Source organism: Marinobacter sp. AN1 (assembly GCF_026013985.1).
Lineage (GTDB): Bacteria > Pseudomonadota > Gammaproteobacteria > Pseudomonadales > Oleiphilaceae > Marinobacter > Marinobacter segnicrescens.
Window position 1 is genome coordinate 181,159 of record NZ_CP110342.1, and the last position, 15,111, is coordinate 196,269.

Genomic DNA, 15,111 nt, shown 5'->3' on the forward strand with positions numbered 1-15,111 from the left:
GGCGTGTCCGGGATGGTTTTGGGAACGGGTTGGTTATAGCTACGGTGCAGGAGTCTCAGCCGGGGTTTGTTTCTTCCGGGAATCGAAAACTCGGTTCGCTCAGACAACGATTCACTGCAGAAACGAACCCCGGTAAGACCTCTACGCGCTGCGTTGCAGCACGTGCAATGAAGGGAGGTGATGCTGTGATCAGGCGGCTTTCGCCATGGACCTTGCCTTGCTGACTTCCAGCCTCACTGCGTTGCCGTCCAGCAGGACCCGGTAGCTGTTTACCCTCACGGTGTCATCTTCCAGGCACTGGCCGGTGACGAGGTTGAAGTGTTGCTTGTACAACGGGGAGGCCACCACGGGCTGGCCTTTCAGGTCGCCGGTAATACCCCGGGCCAGGACATTGGCACCGCTGAACGGGTCGGTGTGGCTGATGGCGAACAGCGCCGGCAGTCGGTGCGGCAGGTAGAAAATGGCCACCGGGCCATCATCGGTCCATACCGCGATGCCGGATTCTGGTACCAGGTCGTCTACGGTGCAGACGATGTTCCATTGGGTCGTGGTTTTCATGGCTTGTATCCTTTTTCTTCGGTTCGGCTCCCTTGCGCTTTGGGAGACCGCTGTTTGATATCGTGCCTGCGCCGGGGTGGGGGTGGTCTTCCTCCGTGAAAAAAGAACTCGCTTGGCTCAGACACCTTTTTTCCCTGCGGAAGACCACCCCCACCCCGCCGTGATCGAATTGGTTGCAGCTCTCAACAAGAAACCGGGTTTTACTTTCGTTGTCTTTGTCTTTGTCTTTGTCTTTGTCTTTGTCTTTGTCTTTGTCTTTGTCTTTGTCCTTGTCCTTTACCTTGGGTCACCCCTTAAGTCCGCCGGAGGTGTGTGGGGGTTCTTTTCTGCAGGGAATCGTTGTCTGAGCGAAGCGAGTTTTCGATTTCCGGAAGAAAAGAACCCCCGCGCGACTCCAGCCCCCAACCTGGCAGGCTAGCGACTCCAGCCCCCAACCTGGCCAGGCTAGCGACCCCAGCCCCCCAACCTGGCAGGCTAGCGACCCCAGCCCTCAAACCCGTAGGCTAGCGACCCAGCCCCAAACTGGCAGGCCAACGACCCGCCCCAACCCGCAGACTAACGACGAAGCCTCAGGCCTCCCCGGACGCCAAAACAGGCCGCCGCTGGAACCGCTCCGTAGTCCACTGCTGTACCGGATCCTTCTGCCCAGGGGCATTCACAAACTCCCGGAACCGCTTGCGCTTCTGCGGATCCTCCACCGCAGACTTCCACTCACACTGGTAGGTGCCCACAATATCCGCCATGTGCTGCTCGAGTTCCGCACAGATCCCCAGGCTGTCCTCCAGAACAACCTGCTTCAGGTAATCCAGGCCCCCCTCCATGTTCTCCATCCACACACTGGTGCGCTGCAGCCTGTCGGCAGTGCGCACGTAGAACATCAGGACCCGGTCGATGATGCGGATCAGCTCGTCATCAGACAGGTCGGTGGCAAACAGGTCCGCATGGCGGGGGCGCATGCCGCCATTGCCGCATACATACAGGTTCCAGCCGTTTTCAGTGGCGATCACACCGATGTCCTTGCTCTGGGCCTCCGCGCATTCCCGGGTGCAGCCTGACACCGCCATCTTGACCTTGTGGGGCGCGCGCAGGCCCTTGTAGCGGTGCTCCAGATGGATCGCCATGCCCACACTTTCCTGCACGCCATAGCGGCACCAGGTACTGCCAACACAGGACTTGACCGTACGCAGGGACTTGCCGTAGGCGTGGCCGGTCTCGAAACCGGCGGCAATGAGCTTCTCCCAGATCTCCGGCAGTTCGCCCAGGGTAGCGCCGAACAGGTCCACCCGCTGGCCGCCGGTGATCTTGGTATACAGGTCGTACTCCTTCGCTACCTCTCCCAACACAATCAACTTGTCTGGTGTGATCTCTCCCCCGGGTATGCGGGGCACAATGGAGTAGGTACCGTTCTTCTGCATGTTGGCCATGAAGGTGTCATTGGTGTCCTGCAGCGGAACATGGTCCGTGGCCAGGATGTGCTCGTTCCAGCAGGTCGCCAGGATGGACGCCACCGTGGGTTTGCAGATATCGCAACCATGCCCCTTGCCATGCTGCCGGATTAACGTGCGGAAGGTTCGGATGCCGTTGACCCTGACAATGTTGAACAGGTCCTGGCGGCTGTAGGGGAAGTGCTCACAGATATCCTTGCTGACCTCCACGCCGCGCTTCTCCAGCTCGCTGTCCACCAGGTTCTTGAGCAGGGCGGCACAGCCGCCGCAGCCGGTGCTGGCTTTGGTTCCGGCTTTAACCGCGCCCAGGTCGGTGGCGCCGGCATCGATGGCGCAGCACACGTCGCCCTTGGTGACGTTGTGGCAGGAGCAGATGGAGGCGGAGTCCGGCAGGGCGTCGGGGCCGAGGGTGGGGGCACCCCCCTGACTTTCCGGCAGGATCAGCGACTCCGGGTTTTCCGGCAGGTCGATGCCGTTTAGGCAGTATTGCAGCAGGGTATCGTAATGGCTGTTGTCCCCCACCAGGATGGCCCCGAGCAGTTTCTTGCCATCCTCGTTGATGACCATGCGGCGGTAGTGGCCGGCCTTTTCGTCGTTAAAGCGGATATTGCGGGCGCCCGGGGTCCGGGCGTGGGCATCGCCGATGGAGCCCACATCCACACCCAGCAGTTTGAGCTTGGTGCTCATGTCGGCACCGGTGAAGGCTGCATCCCGGTCGTCATTGAGGAAGGCGCTCAGGGTGCGGGCCATGGTGTAGCCTGGTGCCACCAGGCCAAAAACCTGCTGGTTCCACAAGGCGCATTCGCCGATGGCGTGGATATGCGGATCGGAGGTGGTGCACTGGTTGTTGATGATGACTCCGCCGCGATCACCGATTTCCAGGCCGCAGGAACGGGCCAGGGTGTCCTGGGGGCGGATGCCGGCGGAGAACACGATCAGGTCCGTTTCCAGGAAGGATTCATCACTGAAGTCCATGCGCAGGCGGCTGCTTTCACCGTCCACAATCGCGGTGGTCGCCTTCTCGGTATGCACCTGTACGCCCAGCTGTTCGATCTTGCGGCGGAGCAGGGCGCCGCCGTCGTCATCCAGCTGCACCGGCATCAGGCGTGGGGCGAATTCCACCACATGGGCATCCAGTCCAAGGCTTTTCAGGGCATTGGCCGCTTCCAGCCCCAGCAGACCTCCGCCGACAACCACCCCGGTACGGGCGCCCTCAGCGCAGGCGCGGATACGGTCGAGGTCTTCCAGGGTGCGATAGACAAAGCAGTTGGCGTTATCCTTGCCGTTGATGGGCGGCACGAACGGATAGGAGCCGGTGGCCAACACCAGCTCATCATAGTGGTATGTGCCTTCAGGGGTGGTGACGACGCGACCTTCCCGGTCGATGTCGGTAACCGGCTCTTGCAGGTGCAGATCAATGCCCTTTTCCCGGTACCAGTCGGCGGTGCCCATGGCCAGGTCAGCGTGGGTGGAGCCACTGAAGTATTCGGACAGGTGCACCCGGTCGTAGGCCAGCTGCTTTTCCTCTCCGAAAACCAGGACGTTGAAGCCGGCAGCGGCCGGGGAGTCGGCGAACTGCTCCAGAAAGTGATGGCCGACCATGCCGTTACCGATGACGATCAGGGTTTTGTTGCTCATGGGTCTGTCCTCTCTCAAATACGTTGGCGCCGTCGCTCAGGCAGCCTGTTCGCAGTAGTCCCGGCCGAAGGCCAGGGTCGCCCGCCACGGGGTAAGGTCATTGCCTTTGTGAATCTGCTCCGCATACCAGGGGCCGTCACGGGTTTCGCCGAACAGCACAGAGCCCACCAGACGACCGTCCCGCAGTAGCAGACGGCAATAACGGTTCTGGCCATGGTCCTGCCAGACGATGGATTCGGTGTTTTCATCCGGTCGGGTCTGGCCGCAGGAAAAGATGGGAATGCCGCTGATCTTCAGTCGGGTGGGCTGGGTGGTGCTCCGGAAAACCGCGCCCTGGTCGGAACCTTTCAGCACCTGCGCCAGTACACGGGCCTGCTCATAGCCCGGGTCCACCAGGCCGAATGTCTGCCCGTCGATTTCACAACATTCCCCCAGGGCAAAGATGGCGGGATCACTGGTTCGGAGCTGGCGGCTGACGCGGATACCCCGTCCACAGTCCAGCCCGGCAGTAATGGCCAGCCCGGCATTGGGTGTAATACCGGCGGCGGTAATGACCAGGTCGGTACTGACCAGGTTGCTGTCATCCAGCTGCACCGCCCGTACCCGGCGCTTGCCCAGCAGCGCACAAGGTCTGACGCCGGTGCGGATGCTCAGGCCACGTTGCATCAGGCTGGCGGCCAGCAGTTTGCTACCCGTGGTGTCCAACTGCCGGTTGAGCAGGTGCGGGTTGCGATGCAGCACGGTGACTGCCATACCCCGACAACGCAGTCCCTCGGCTGCTTCCAGTCCGAGGAACCCGCCACCAATGACCACGGCGCGACCATGACGCTGGCTCAGTTCGATCAGCTGATGGGTGTCCCGCAGGTCGCGGAAGGTCAGCACGCCCTCCAGGTCATCACCGGGGATGCCCAGGGGCGCCGGCCTGGCACCGGTGGCCAGCACCAGCGTGTCGTACGCCAGTTCCCTGCCTGCTGCAGTGATGATCTGCTGATAGGTTCGGTCGATGGTGGTGACCGGGTCACCGTAATAGCGCTCGACACCGTTCGCGTCGAACCAGGCGTCGTCCCTTAGCCGAAGCTGATCCAGCGTGGCATCTCCGGCCAGCACGGATGACAGCAACACCCGGTTGTAGGCCGGCTCCGACTCGGCACCAAGCACTACGACCCGGCTGAAGGGGTGGCCACCTTCACACAGGTGTTCCAGCAGCCGCTGGGCCACCATGCCGTGCCCGCAAATCACCAGTGTTCCGCTGCTCATCGCTGTGCTCCCGGGTGGTTGATGTTGGCGAAACAAAAAAAAGCCGGAGCATCTATCCCCGAAAGGGGAATTGATGGTCCGGCGCCAATGCCAACAACGATGTTCGGTGAAGTCCGAAGACTTCGGGATACTCTAGCCATCTTCGGCTGACGTGCCCCTGATGGTCCGGCCGCTCCATGGCCGGGACGATCATCCTTGCCTTAGCTAAAGCGAGTACTGTGCCAGTAGGTTTATTTAATTTTAAAACAATGGCTTATCTGTTTCGTGGCGTTTTGGTGCTGACCAGTGATGCCCCCGGATCGTTCACCGCCCTGGATTTGTGCACCGTCGTTGAACACCGCCATCATGCGATAGCCCGCAAACCGCGACGGGTTTCGCCTGTACGCTGTTGCTGGCCGTCATCCTTCTCGGAAGCCGGCTCCTTGCCGGGAAACCGCTGCTTCTCATAGAGGAACGACAACACCGCCTGCCGGTAACGAACATAGGCCGGGTCGTCCGCCAGCGTCACCCGATCCCGGGGCCTAGGCAGCTCAATGGCCAGGTCCTCACCCACCGTCGCCGCCGGCCCGTTGGTCATCATGATGATCCGGTCCGACAACAGCACCGCCTCATCCACATCATGGGTGATCATGATCACCGTATTGTTCAGCTCCTGCTGGATCTCCATCAGCGAATCCTGCAGATGCGCCCGGGTGAGCGCATCCAAAGCCCCGAACGGCTCATCCATCAACAACACACTGGGCTTCATCGCCAGGGCCCGGGCAATCCCCACCCGCTGAGCCATCCCCCCGGAAATCTCCCCGGGCCGCTTGTCCAGCGCATGGTCCATATGCACCAGGGCCAGGTTGTGCAGAATCCACTCCTTGCGCTCGCGCTTGCTCATACGTTTGCGAAACACCTGCTGCACCGCCAGTTCCACGTTCTCGTATACGGTCAGCCAGGGCATCAGCGAATGATTCTGAAACACCACCGCCCGCTCCGGCCCCGGCTCATTCACCTCATGCCCGTCCAGCACACAACCGCCCCTGGTCGCCTTCAAAAGGCCAGCGACGATGTTCAGCACGGTGGACTTGCCACAACCTGAGTGACCGATCAGGGATACGAATTCGCCCTTATCAATCTTCAGGTTCAAATCATCGAGGGCAATAAAAGGCCCTGCTGGCGTATCAAACGCCATCTGAACACCGGTCAGTTCCAAATGTGCTTTGCTCATGAAGGTCACCTCAATAGTTGGAGAGTCCCGGGCAGGTACCTCTTTCCGGGACCGTCAAAAACAGGGATGTTTTTGTCGAGCGTACAGGGATGTATTCACCGCGTGTCCCGGAAAGAGGTACCTGCCCGGGGCTCCGGCACCGAAGCCTGAATCTCACCAGGGTTTGTTATCGGTCCCACGCCACCCGCCGCTGCACCACCAACATCCCGCGATCCAGCAAAAACCCGATGAAACCAATCGCCAGCACCGCCACCATGATCCGGCTCAGGGACTGGCTACTCCCATTCTGGAACTCATCCCAAACAAACTTCCCCAGCCCCGGATTCTGCGCCAGCATCTCCGCCGCAATCAGCACCATCCAGGCAATCCCCAGCGACACCCGCAGACCGGTAAAGATCATCGGCACTGAAGACGGCAACACCACCTTGCGAACATGGGTCCAGAACGACAGCCGCAGCACCTTCGACACGTTCACCAGGTCCTGGCTGACCGCGCCCACCCCCACGCTGGTATTGATCAGCGTCGGCCAGAGACTGCAGAGGGTCACTGTGATCATCGACGTCAGAAACGACTTCTCGAACATCGGGTCGTCACTGACGTAGGTGGCCGACACCACCATGGTCACCAGCGGCAGCCAGGCCAGGGGCGATACCGGCTTGAACACCTGGATCAGGGGGTTCACTGCCGCGTTGAAGTACCGGTTCAATCCCACCAGTATCCCCAGGGGCACCGCGATAACCGTGGCTAGCAGAAACCCCGCCAGCACCGTCAACAGGCTGGTACCGACCTGGTCAATAAAGGTGGGCGCCCCGGGATAGTCACGGATTCTGACCTCCGCCTCCGGGTTATCCGCCAGAATCCGCGCATTGCGCTCTTCCTGCATGGCGATGAACTTGTCCGCCCGGGCTCGCTGGTCCTGGTGCTCCTGCCAGAGCGCTCTGGCCTGCTCCGCTACGGCAACCGGGCCCGGGAAAGCCCCGAGGGAAGTCTGAACCTGGGGAGCGGCCAGGTGCCAGAACCCCAGGAACAGCAGAATGCCCACCAGCGGCAGCAGCAGTTGCTGTGCCCTGGTGGCCAGCTGGCCCGGACTGGGAAGGCTCGCCAAGCGGGCCAGCCTGCGGCCGACCAGGGTGGATGACGTGGTTTCACTCAGGGTGCTCATGGCCGTTCTCCGTCTTCAGATGGGCTTCAGGGCGTGTCGTCGCCTTTCAGGCCGATGTCGAAGCTGTTGATATAGGCGTTGGGCTCACGGGGCGTGAAAGGAACGCCATCAATCAGCTCGCCCTGGTGTGGCCGCTCGAAGTTCTCCGCCTCCAGGTCCGGAAAGGCGTCCGCCGGCAGGGTGCCATCCTCGATCAGTGAACGGGCCGCTTCCTTGTAGATATCCGCCCGGTAGACCTCCTGGGCAGTCTTCATGTACCAGTCGTCCGGCTTTGCCTCGGCAATCTGGCCCCAGCGGCGCATCTGGGTCAGGTACCAGATGGCATCCGAGGGGTAGGGGTAGGTAGCGTAGTAACGGAAGAACACGTTGAAGTCCGGCACTTCTCGTACATCCCCTTTTTCGTACTCGAAGGTGCCGGTCATGGAATTGGCGATGACCTCCTCGTCGGCCCCCACGTACTGGGAGCGCGCGAGGATTTTTACCGCCTCCTCTCGATTGGCATTGTTATCCTGATCCAGCCAGTGGGCGGCGCGGATCATTGCCCGGAGCAGGCGCAGGTGGGTGTTCGGGTTTTCCTCGGCCCACTGGCGGGTCACGCCGAAGACCTTTTCCGGATTGTTCGGCCAGATCTCGTAGTCGGTAATCACCGGCACGCCGATGCCCTTGAACACCGCCTGCTGGTTCCAGGGTTCGCCCACGCAGTAACCCTGGATTGTCCCGGCTTCCAGGGTGGCTGGCATCTGTGGGGGTGGCGTAACGGACAGGTGCACATCGGCCTGCAGGGTGCCGCTGGTATCGCCCCGCTGGGGCGCATAGTAACCGGGGTTCAGGCCGCCGGCGGCCAGCCAGTAGCGTAGCTCGTAGTTGTGGGTCGATACCGGAAACACCATGCCCATGCGAAAGCGCTCACCGCGGTTCCGGTAATGCTCCACCACGGGTTTCAGGGCGCTGGCGCTGATCGGATGTTCCGGCTTACCGTCGTCAGTCTGGTCCAGGTTGCCTTTTACCATCTCCCAGACGTCATTGGAGACGGTAATGCCGTTGCCGTTCAGGTCCATACTGAAGGCGGTAATCACATCCGCCCGGGTGCCGTAGCCAATGCTGGCTCCCAGAGGCTGCCCTGCGAGCATGTGGGCGCCATCGAGCTGGCCGTCGATGACCCGGTCCAGCAGGACCTTCCAGTTGGCCTGGGCTTCCAGTTCCACAAAAAGCCCTTCGTCCATGAAGAAGCCTTGTTCCCACGCCACCGCCAGGGGCGCCATATCCGTCAGCTTGATAAAGCCCAGTTTCAGGTCGGGCTTTTCCGCCGGGCCAATGTCCGCGTTTGTATTCGCCGCCAGGCCCAGGGCCAGGGTGATGGCCAGTACGTGATTCCTTGTCATCTCTACCCCCGAAGGTGTTTTGTTAACCGCAAAAAAAACGCCTGCCCCCCGTTACCGGGAAGCAGACGCCAATGTCTGCAGATCACTCTGAATGTGCTGGAAGTGATCCCAGGATAAGGGGACCGCTCCTGAATCTGGTATTGCAGCTAACGTGCCAGGTTCCAAAACTATTTAAAAACAATCGTTTAAAGAGTTGGAAGGGTTTTTGAGCGGGGAGTGCCTGAACCTGACGGTGCATTTTCGTGCTTCATGCACCAGCCGGGTGCGAATCAGCTGCCATAAAAGCGGACCCCGGAGGCGCTGCATGGCGCTGGTCAAAGGGACCTTGGGGTCAGGCAGTCGCCCGGCCCCGATCTTGCTAGCAGAAAATCCAGAGTCCCTTCCTGGGTCAGGGTTCCGGGAAGGGTAACAGCGGGCAATGAAGCCTGACGGGCGCATCCTTCCGGGGAATGTGCCGGTCAGGCTTTTTTATTGTCTGTTAACTGACCACAGGAATGGCTGCTATTACCGTGAATACTCCCGATTTAATTCCCCTCCGGACCACCTGCCCATACTGCGGCGTGGGTTGTGGCTTGTTGGCCGCTCCCGGCAAGGCTGATCCTATGGCGGACCAGCGACCTGTATCCGGTGACCTGGCTCATCCGGCGAACCGCGGCCGCCTTTGCGTGAAGGGGGCCAACCTGCACGAAACCACGAACTCTGAAGGTAACCTGCATCATCCCCGCGTGCTGGGTAGCCGGGTCAGTTGGGATCGGGCGCTGGATGAGGTCACCGGGGCTATCCGGCAGGCCATGTTTCAGCATGGACCGGGCTCGGTGGCCTTCTACCTGTCCGGTCAGTTACTGACCGAGGATTACTACGTCGCCAACAAGCTTGCCAAGGGTTTTATCGGAACGCCCCATGTCGATACCAATTCCCGCCTGTGCATGTCATCGGCGGTGGCCGCCCATAAACGGGCTTTTGGCGAGGATGTAGTGCCGGGTTGCTATGAAGACCTGGAGCTGGCGGACTTGCTGGTGCTGGCCGGCAGCAATACTGCCTGGAATCACCCGGTGCTGTACCAGCGAATGAAAGCGGCGGGCCGGCCCGGGCGCCGTGTGGTAGTTATTGACCCCCGCCGCACAGCTACCGCAGAGCTGGCAGACCTGCACCTGGCCATCCGGCCGGGTACCGATACCACGCTGTTCAATGGTTTGCTGGTCTGGCTGGCGGACGCGGGGGCGGTGGATGGTGCCTACGTGGACGCCCATTGCAGCGGTTTCGACGAAACCCTGGTATCGGCCCGGGCCAGGGCCTTTGCACCAGAGAACGTGGCCGAGGCCTGTGATATTCCAGTGGCCGACGTTGTGCGCTTCTATCAGTGGTTCGCGGAAACACCCCGCACCGTCACGGCCTTCTCCCAGGGCATCAACCAGAGTGTGGCGGGTACGGATAAAGGCAACGCCATTATCAACTGCCACCTGGCCACGGGGCGTGTGGGCAAACCCGGAGCCAGTCCGCTCTCCCTGACCGGACAGCCCAACGCCATGGGCGGTCGCGAGGTGGGCGGCCTGGCCAACACCCTGGCGGCCCATATGGATTATGACACCCCGGGCGCCCGCGAAGCGGTGGCGCAATTCTGGGGAACCGACCGCCTGCCGCAGGCACCCGGGTACAAGGCCGTGGACCTGTTCGACGCCGTCCACCGGGGCGAGATCAAGGTGCTGTGGATCATGGGTACCAACCCGGCCGTGAGTTTGCCGCAAAGTCGCCGGGTGCGAGAAGCGATGAGCCGATGTCCGGTGGTGATCGTTTCCGATTGCGTTAGTCACACCGACACTACGGCCCTGGCGGATATCCTGCTGCCGGCCAGGGGGTGGGGCGAGAAAGACGGTACCGTCACCAACTCCGAGCGTTGTATTTCCCGCCAGCGCGCCTTCCGGCCACCCACCGGGGAAGCCCGTGCGGACTGGCAGATTCTCGCCGAAGTGGGGCGGCGCCTGGGCTATGAGAAAGCCTTTGCATGGCCGTCGCCCGCCGCGGTATTCCGGGAACACGCCCGGCTGTCGGCCCTGGATAACCACGGAACCCGCCAGTTCAATCTGTCCGGCCTGGCGGACTTGACCGACGAAGCCTATGACCAGCTTGCACCCGTCCAGTGGCCGGTTACAGCGGCGCAGCCTGGAGGCAGCAAGCGTCTGTTCGGGGATGGCCGGTTCAGCACGCCGGACGGCCGCGCCCGCTTCATACCGGTTCGGGCAACCGCATTGGACCAGACTGATGTGAGCCCCGAAAAAATGCGGCTGAACACCGGCCGAATCCGGGATCAATGGCACACCATGACCCGCACAGCCCGGGCGCCACGGCTGGTCCAGCATCGACCGGAGCCCTTTGTGGATATGCACCCGGGCGACCTGCGTGGCCTGGGTATCAAGGAAGGGGAGCTGGTGACCCTGGGTAAAGAGCGTGGAGGCCAGTTCACCGGGCGTGTGCGAGCTGAGCCCGGGCAGCGGCAGGGGGAGGTGTTTGTGCCGATTCACTGGAGCCATCAATTCACCGGCGAGGGGCTTGCCAGCGCCCTGATCACCCCGGTAACGGACCCGTTCTCCGGCCAGCCGGACTCCAAAAACGGTCTCGTCACCGTGACGTCACTTTCCGCCCGATGGCACGCCCGCCTTTTGCGACACCGGGAGGCATCAAGGGGCTGGCAGGCGGACTACCACACCCTGGTCCCCCAGCATCACTGCAACACCTGGTACCTGGCAGGCAAACAGCCGGAAGACTGGCACCGGACCATAACTCGCTGGCTGGGCGGCGCCCCGGACCTGGTGCTGGAAGACAGCGCAGCAGGCACCTTCCGCGCCGCCCGCATCAGGCATGGCCAACTGGACGGCGTACTGCTGGTCGCCAGGGACGCCAGCCACTTACCGGACACCGCCTGGCTGGCGTCCCTGTTCGACGGCCGGGAGCTCTCCCGCAAGGAGCGGCGCGGCCTGTTATCGGCCCGGAGTGTGGAAACGGAAGATATCGGTGCCGTGGTATGCAGTTGTTTCGGTGTTGGCGAGAAACAGATTGCAGCAGCCATAGGAGCGGGCGCCGGAACGGTAGAAGCCCTGGGGGAAAAACTCCGATGCGGCACCAACTGCGGCTCCTGCACACCAGAGCTCAAGGCGGCTATCGAAAAGCACCGGCTTTCGTCAGCCCCGGTCTAATTCAGGCGAATCAAGCGAGGCAATGAGTGTCCAGCGACCGGCGTCCAGCAAAAAGTCCCAAGAGGTGTGCGGGGGGAGGCTTTTGTGCAGGGAAAATCTGTCTGAGCGAAGCGAGTTTAAATTTTCCCGGAACAAAAGCCTCCCCCCGCGCAACTCACGCCCCCACAGCCAGCAGTCTGGGAGAAAAATTTCCCAAGGAACACAAACAACCTCAGTCCACGGCAGAAAGCATCACAAAAGGCACCCGAAACCGAAGCCCCCGCGAGCGCCCGGTGCCATCCACCGTACAGGTCTTGCGATTAATCCGCAGAATGATGCCTTCCCGCGCCGCGGCACCCTCACCAAACCGGACCGCTTCCCCAGGGTGCCACTGTCGCGCCTGGTGACCAGGGCTGGCCAGCGCCATAGGCTGGTTATCCAGTGGTAGCCCGAGATCATGGGCCGAGCGTGCCAGGTGCCGGCGCACACTCTCTGCCATGCCATTATCGTTGAGCTGATCCAGCAGCTCGTAAAAATGACGGTTATGCACCGAACCGTGGTAACGCTTGCCATCGTGCTGCTGGAGCAGGTGGGCAAACTCATGGGTACAGGTGTGGGCCAGCAGGTTCAGCACCGACACCGTGCCCCCGAAATACCCCCGGCTGCGGATCTCCCGGGTCGACAACCAGCCGGCAGCGGTGACGGGATCCTGCTTGGCGGCCACCATGCGTACCCCATAGGTGATCTGGTGGCACCTGTCACGGTGATCAAATCGATGGTAGGTGGCCCGGCCGGAACCGGCACGGCAGGCAAGGTCGGCCTTCGGGTGTAACTGATGGCGGTAGTGATCCCACAGCACCTGCTCGGTGGTGGTACACATCAGCCGGGCAATAGCCCGGCAGGTTTGCAGGTTGGAGGTCATCGATCGGAAACTGCGGCCTGGGTTTTACCGCAACTTGTACCCCACCGGCAGGGCATAGGTAAAGCTCTGGCCCTTCATATTGTCAGGAACCTCCGGCAGTGGACTGGCATCCCGCAGCAGCTTAAGGGCTGCGCGGTCCAGTAAGTCGTGGGACGATGAATCCCGCAAGCGGGTATCGAGCAGGCGTCCGTTACGGTCGAATTCGAAGATGACCACCGGCGTGCCCTCCTGTCCCAATCGCCGGGCCCGGCGCGGGTACTCGTGGTACCGGGCCAGGTGGCGGGTCAGCTTACTGAGGTACTCGTCCACCGAGCTGTCATCGCCGGCGACCAGTTCCACCTGTTCCTGCTGGGTGGACTCGTCCGCGCCTTCGTTGGGCTCGGTGGTATCCACATCGGCTTCCGCTTCCGTGTCGGTGGTGCGTTCACTGCTGGCCCTTTCAGCCTGATCGGGTTCAGGCTCAGGTTCAGGTTGCGGTGCGGGCTCCGGTGACGGAGCCTTTTCTGGCTCTGGCTCTGGCTCTGGCTCTGGCTCTGGCTCTGGCTCTGGCTCTGGCTCAGGTTGAGGTTCGGGTTCGGGTTCGGGTTCGGGTTCCGGTACAGGTTTCGGCTCCAGGGCAGGCTCCGAGGATGCCTCGGCTGCTGGCGCCCCGGCCAGCTGGATCTTCAGGGCGGGTGCCGTGGTACTGGCATTGCCTTCCGTGCGCAGTTCCAGGGTGGGAACACCGGGCAAGGCCAGCCACAGGGTCATGGCGGTCAGGGCGATGGCGGCGGCGAGGATGATGGCCCTGGCGGTCTGGCTCATTCCGCGGGCTCCGTCAGCAGGATTACCTCGCTGTACCCCAGCTCTTCCAGTGCGCGGAACAGCGCTTCCAGGTCATTCATGGCGGTAACGCCTGCTGCCCCAACCCGGAGCGGCTCCATCACCTCATCAGGGGCAGGCAGTGCATCCGCCAGGGCCTCTCGGGTGACGGGCTTGTTGGCCACCAGGTACTGCCCCTGTTCATTCACCACCAGGTCCGCCTCGGGTTGTTCGTCGGTGTTTTCCGCCGTCATTTCCGGCAGTTCGGGCAAGACAGTATCGGTCAGCTGCCCGGCCACGATGAAAAACATCAACAGCAGGAAGACCAGGTTGATCAGCGGCAGCAGACTGTCTTCGACACGCTCCAGCAGTGATTTGCTGTCTTCGAAGGGTTCCGGGGTCAGTGGTGTCATGGTTGTGGCGTAGTAGAGCTGTCCGGTGCGGTGCGTTTCCAGTGAGCCTTGATGCCGGCGCTGTCGAGGGTACTCAGGGTCCGGGTGAACCGATCCAGGGGTACATCGCCGTCGGTGGCCAGGCGTACCTCCTGTTGCCCCTGGCTGGCGAGGCGTTCAGTTACCTCGGCAAGGCTCCAGTCCCGGCTGTCCCACTGCAGCTGGCCATCCGCCTGGAGTTGCAGCTGGGGCAGAGGCTCGCCGTCACCACCTCGACCCTCTGCGGTGTCGTTCTCCAGTTCCAGATACCCGGTGGGCAGCAAATAGCTGGTGACCATGAAGAACACCAGCAGGATGAACACCACATCAATCAGTGGCGTCATCCGGATGGGCATGGGGCGCGCAGGCCTGGGCTTAACCAGCGGCATGGGCGACACGGGCCGGCTGATAGGTGTCCTGGCGGGCACTGTCGTTAGTCCGGGCGGTGCCCCGGGCGGCATTGGCCATGGTTTTAGCCGGGGCCGAATTGAGGATGCCCAGCAGGCGTTCATTCATCTGGCTGTTCAGGCGACGTAGCCGGAATTCACACCAGGCAGCGATGGCTGCGAAGGGAATCGCGATCACCAGGCCGGCGGCGGTGGTGGTCAGGGCTTCGTAAATGCCACCGCTGAGCTGGCTGGCACTGGCACGCCCTTCCGTTGTGGCCATGGCGCTGAAGGCTTCCATCATGCCCATGACCGTACCAAGCAGGCCCAGCAGTGGGGCCAGGGCGGCGATGACTTCGATGATTTTCAGGGGCGCTTCAAATGGCTGCAGCGCCTTCTGTGCGCCCTGAGCCAGGTTCTCCCGCAGCATGTCGTCCGGTTCACCCTGGGTGATACCGCTCATTGCCCGGCGTGCCAGGCCGTGCATCGGGTTGCAGCGAGCGAAAAAGCCCGCCGGCTGGTCCGGTATGGTTGCCCGTTCGGCCTGCTCCCACTGAGCGACATCACGGCGAACGCGACCGCCGGAGCGTGGGGAGAAGAGGGTGCCGGTGATGATCAGGTAAAAAAATGTCAGCAAGCCCAGTACGGCCAGCGCGACCAGTACGTACATGACCGGCCCGCCCATATCGACCAGGGACGCCAGGGGGTTTTGTGCGACAGCAAGTTGGGGAGAGTCAGGCATGGTG

The 15,111-nt window shown here is 62.1% G+C and carries 13 protein-coding genes; 2 read left to right on the forward strand and 11 right to left on the reverse strand.

What is annotated here, in order from left to right; all coding sequences use genetic code 11:
* Positions 1 to 189 precede the first annotated feature (189 nt).
* Positions 190 to 558, reverse strand: a complete 369-nt coding sequence (gene nirD, locus LJ360_RS00810) for a nitrite reductase small subunit NirD (RefSeq protein ID WP_091851723.1) — start codon at positions 556 to 558, stop codon at positions 190 to 192.
* Between the two features lie 112 nt (positions 559 to 670).
* On the opposite strand from nirD, the gene LJ360_RS00815 reads away from it, so the two are divergent.
* The gene (locus tag LJ360_RS00815) at positions 671 to 976 is read left to right on the forward strand and encodes a hypothetical protein (RefSeq protein WP_264994962.1); all 306 of its coding nucleotides are present in this window, start codon (positions 671 to 673) and stop codon (positions 974 to 976) included.
* A gap of 151 nt (positions 977 to 1,127) precedes the next feature.
* Here LJ360_RS00815 and nirB read toward each other — a convergent pair whose 3' ends face one another.
* The 5 genes from nirB to LJ360_RS00840 form a co-directional block, all read right to left on the reverse strand.
* The gene (gene nirB, locus LJ360_RS00820) at positions 1,128 to 3,641 is read right to left on the reverse strand and encodes a nitrite reductase large subunit NirB (RefSeq protein ID WP_264994963.1); all 2,514 of its coding nucleotides are present in this window, start codon (positions 3,639 to 3,641) and stop codon (positions 1,128 to 1,130) included.
* Between the two features lie 36 nt (positions 3,642 to 3,677).
* The gene (locus LJ360_RS00825) at positions 3,678 to 4,898 is read right to left on the reverse strand and encodes an NAD(P)/FAD-dependent oxidoreductase (RefSeq protein ID WP_091851716.1); all 1,221 of its coding nucleotides are present in this window, start codon (positions 4,896 to 4,898) and stop codon (positions 3,678 to 3,680) included.
* Between the two features lie 343 nt (positions 4,899 to 5,241).
* The gene (locus LJ360_RS00830; RefSeq protein ID WP_413774442.1) at positions 5,242 to 6,075 is read right to left on the reverse strand and encodes an ABC transporter ATP-binding protein; all 834 of its coding nucleotides are present in this window, start codon (positions 6,073 to 6,075) and stop codon (positions 5,242 to 5,244) included.
* A 202-nt stretch (positions 6,076 to 6,277) separates the two neighbouring features.
* Complete coding sequence (locus tag LJ360_RS00835; RefSeq protein WP_091851713.1) at positions 6,278 to 7,273, reverse strand: ABC transporter permease; 996 nt, start codon at positions 7,271 to 7,273, stop codon at positions 6,278 to 6,280.
* A 26-nt stretch (positions 7,274 to 7,299) separates the two neighbouring features.
* Positions 7,300 to 8,655 (reverse strand): CmpA/NrtA family ABC transporter substrate-binding protein, encoded by a 1,356-nt coding sequence (locus LJ360_RS00840; RefSeq protein WP_264994964.1) that lies wholly within the window; start codon positions 8,653 to 8,655, stop codon positions 7,300 to 7,302.
* Positions 8,656 to 9,149: 494 nt separating this feature from the next.
* Between LJ360_RS00840 and LJ360_RS00845 the strand changes: the two genes are divergently transcribed.
* Entirely contained in the window at positions 9,150 to 11,846 is a 2,697-nt protein-coding gene (locus LJ360_RS00845; RefSeq protein WP_264994965.1) for a nitrate reductase, read from the forward strand.
* A 211-nt stretch (positions 11,847 to 12,057) separates the two neighbouring features.
* Here the strand turns inward: LJ360_RS00845 and LJ360_RS00850 are convergent, their stop codons facing one another.
* Genes LJ360_RS00850 through LJ360_RS00870 form a run of 5 tightly spaced genes read right to left on the reverse strand, consistent with a single transcriptional unit; the run spans position 12,058 to position 15,107 of the window.
* Positions 12,058 to 12,747, reverse strand: coding sequence for a hypothetical protein (locus LJ360_RS00850; protein ID WP_264994966.1), 690 nt, complete (start codon positions 12,745 to 12,747; stop codon positions 12,058 to 12,060).
* Positions 12,748 to 12,771: 24 nt separating this feature from the next.
* The gene (locus LJ360_RS00855) at positions 12,772 to 13,551 is read right to left on the reverse strand and encodes an energy transducer TonB (protein ID WP_264994967.1); all 780 of its coding nucleotides are present in this window, start codon (positions 13,549 to 13,551) and stop codon (positions 12,772 to 12,774) included.
* Entirely contained in the window at positions 13,548 to 13,961 is a 414-nt protein-coding gene (locus tag LJ360_RS00860; protein WP_091851701.1) for an ExbD/TolR family protein, read from the reverse strand. Before LJ360_RS00860 ends, LJ360_RS00855 begins: the two co-directional genes overlap by 4 nt.
* Positions 13,958 to 14,368, reverse strand: a complete 411-nt coding sequence (locus LJ360_RS00865; protein ID WP_091851698.1) for an ExbD/TolR family protein — start codon at positions 14,366 to 14,368, stop codon at positions 13,958 to 13,960. Before LJ360_RS00865 ends, LJ360_RS00860 begins: the two co-directional genes overlap by 4 nt.
* Entirely contained in the window at positions 14,355 to 15,107 is a 753-nt protein-coding gene (locus tag LJ360_RS00870; protein WP_264994968.1) for a MotA/TolQ/ExbB proton channel family protein, read from the reverse strand. Before LJ360_RS00870 ends, LJ360_RS00865 begins: the two co-directional genes overlap by 14 nt.
* Between the last annotated feature and the right edge of the window lie 4 nt (positions 15,108 to 15,111).

Coding starts and splice junctions, on each gene's coding strand:
- nirD (WP_091851723.1), bottom strand. CDS start 558: ATGAAAACCACGACCCAATGGAACATCGTCTGCACCGTAGACGACCTG.
- nirB (WP_264994963.1), bottom strand. CDS start 3,641: ATGAGCAACAAAACCCTGATCGTCATCGGTAACGGCATGGTCGGCCAT.
- LJ360_RS00825 (WP_091851716.1), bottom strand. CDS start 4,898: ATGAGCAGCGGAACACTGGTGATTTGCGGGCACGGCATGGTGGCCCAG.
- LJ360_RS00830 (WP_413774442.1), bottom strand. CDS start 6,075: ATGGCGTTTGATACGCCAGCAGGGCCTTTTATTGCCCTCGATGATTTG.
- LJ360_RS00835 (WP_091851713.1), bottom strand. CDS start 7,273: ATGAGCACCCTGAGTGAAACCACGTCATCCACCCTGGTCGGCCGCAGG.
- LJ360_RS00840 (WP_264994964.1), bottom strand. CDS start 8,655: ATGACAAGGAATCACGTACTGGCCATCACCCTGGCCCTGGGCCTGGCG.
- LJ360_RS00845 (WP_264994965.1), top strand. CDS start 9,150: ATGGCTGCTATTACCGTGAATACTCCCGATTTAATTCCCCTCCGGACC.
- LJ360_RS00850 (WP_264994966.1), bottom strand. CDS start 12,747: ATGACCTCCAACCTGCAAACCTGCCGGGCTATTGCCCGGCTGATGTGT.
- LJ360_RS00855 (WP_264994967.1), bottom strand. CDS start 13,551: ATGAGCCAGACCGCCAGGGCCATCATCCTCGCCGCCGCCATCGCCCTG.
- LJ360_RS00860 (WP_091851701.1), bottom strand. CDS start 13,961: ATGACACCACTGACCCCGGAACCCTTCGAAGACAGCAAATCACTGCTG.
- LJ360_RS00865 (WP_091851698.1), bottom strand. CDS start 14,368: ATGCCGCTGGTTAAGCCCAGGCCTGCGCGCCCCATGCCCATCCGGATG.
- LJ360_RS00870 (WP_264994968.1), bottom strand. CDS start 15,107: ATGCCTGACTCTCCCCAACTTGCTGTCGCACAAAACCCCCTGGCGTCC.